The 1,497-nt window shown below is 62.7% G+C and carries 3 protein-coding genes; 2 read left to right on the top strand and 1 reads right to left on the bottom strand.

The window, feature by feature from the left end; translation table 11 throughout:
- The coding region (locus A5646_RS29710) for a hypothetical protein (RefSeq protein WP_197505275.1) at nucleotides 1–150 on the top strand (150 nt) is incomplete at its 5' end.
- A 104-nt stretch (nucleotides 151–254) separates the two neighbouring features.
- Nucleotides 255–989, top strand: a complete 735-nt coding sequence (locus tag A5646_RS02025) for a PaaX family transcriptional regulator C-terminal domain-containing protein (RefSeq protein ID WP_067019509.1) — start codon at nucleotides 255–257, stop codon at nucleotides 987–989.
- Nucleotides 990–1,282: 293 nt separating this feature from the next.
- Here A5646_RS02025 and A5646_RS29705 read toward each other — a convergent pair.
- Nucleotides 1,283–1,497, bottom strand: a 215-nt coding sequence (locus A5646_RS29705) for a hypothetical protein (RefSeq protein WP_231998213.1), incomplete at its 5' end; no start/stop codon positions are given.

The raw sequence follows: 1,497 nt of genomic DNA, 5'->3' as shown, positions 1-1,497 counted from the left end.
GGCTCGCTGCTGGTGCGCCACGGCCACCCCGCCGTCGCCGAGGCCTTCCTGACGACCCGGCTCGACCGACAGTGGGGTGGCGCGTTCGGCACCATGCCCGACGGGCTCGACCTCGCACCGATCCTAGAGCGGGCTCTAGTCAAGGGATGAGGCGAAGGGTGCTTATCGCGAACCACTTTGACGACGCTGTGGTTGCGACACGCTGCGGCATAGCGGGGCTCGCAGCGACTCCCCACGTGTGTTGAGAGGTATACATGACCCTGGATTCTGTCGACCGCCTCACAGCTCGCTCTGTCATCCTGAGCCTTCTCTTGGGACTCCACCCAGCATCCGCGACTTCGGCGGAATTGATACGCCTTACCTCAGAGTATGAGATAAGCGAGGCGGCGGTGCGTGTGGCACTCACACGGATGGTGGCCAGCGGAGATTTGGTCCGATCGCCTGACGGCTATGGTCTGTCGGATCGGCTGCTGGCTCGGCGGCGCCAACAGGACGATGCCCTGCGGCCGCCGACTCGTGTGTGGCGCGGAGCCTGGATAACGGTGGTGATCACCAGCATCGGAATCGAACCTCGAACACGGGCTGACACGCGAAGGTTGCTGTGTGACAACCGATTAGCTGAATTGCGCGAGGGCGTGTGGATAAGACCTGACAATCTCAAGCTGGAACTGCCCATCGACTTAGAAGAGCGCGCAAGGATCCTGTACTCATACGACAATGCGCCCGCGCAGCTCGCCGGCATGTTGTGGGATCTTCCCGGTTGGGCCAGGACCGGACGGGAACTGCTCGATGGTATGGCCAACGCTTCGCAGGCGCTTGAACAATTCGTTGCTGCCGCAGCAATCATGCGCCACCTGATGACAGATCCGGTGCTGCCTGAGAACCTACTGCCTGCCCGCTGGCCCGGCGACGAGCTACGCACGGCATATGCCGAATTCGCCGCCGAAGTCAACGACCGCCGCTACCAATCCGACGCTGTGGCGACATAACGAGCCAATTGCTCGTGGGTCCCTGATGGCCGATAAGCGCAGTGCCGTGGACGAAGCGCGCAGAGCGGCTGTCGCGGCCTAGCGGAGCAAATGCGTTGGCACTAGCGTCGCCTGGGCAGGTGTGGAGAAGGGATCTGCGAACGGTGAGCGAAGGCGACCGAATGACGGGAGCGCCGACTGCGGCCGCTGCCAATACGTTCCTATGGAAGCCGACGAAGCGGTTCGACGACTTCGCTCTGGTGTGTTGTGGGGAGCCCCACCTAGATCTGCTGAGTGATCCCGACGACTTTTCGCTAACCCAGCGGGTGGCTCAACACGGTGCCTGGCAGGAACAACTGCTCTTTGAACAGCACCACCATGCTGATCCAGCTGCGGGCCGGGGCTGCATCGGTGGACATGACCGGTGTGAAATCGGGTTGGGACGTCACCTGCCGACCGAGTGCATCGCGGAGGGCATCGTCGACAGCCGAGCGGTCGATCTTCAGAGAGATCAATCTGCTGCCGGCGG

Source organism: Mycobacterium sp. 1245499.0, assembly GCF_001673615.1.
GTDB classification, from domain to species: domain Bacteria; phylum Actinomycetota; class Actinomycetes; order Mycobacteriales; family Mycobacteriaceae; genus Mycobacterium; species Mycobacterium europaeum_A.
Note: the sequence above shows the minus strand (reverse complement) of the source record. Positions and strands in the feature narration are given on the sequence as shown.

Bases quoted from the DNA above. Each gene is read 5' to 3' on its own strand.
- A5646_RS02025 (WP_067019509.1), top strand. From the start codon at position 255: ATGACCCTGGATTCTGTCGACCGCCTCACAGCTCGCTCTGTCATCCTG.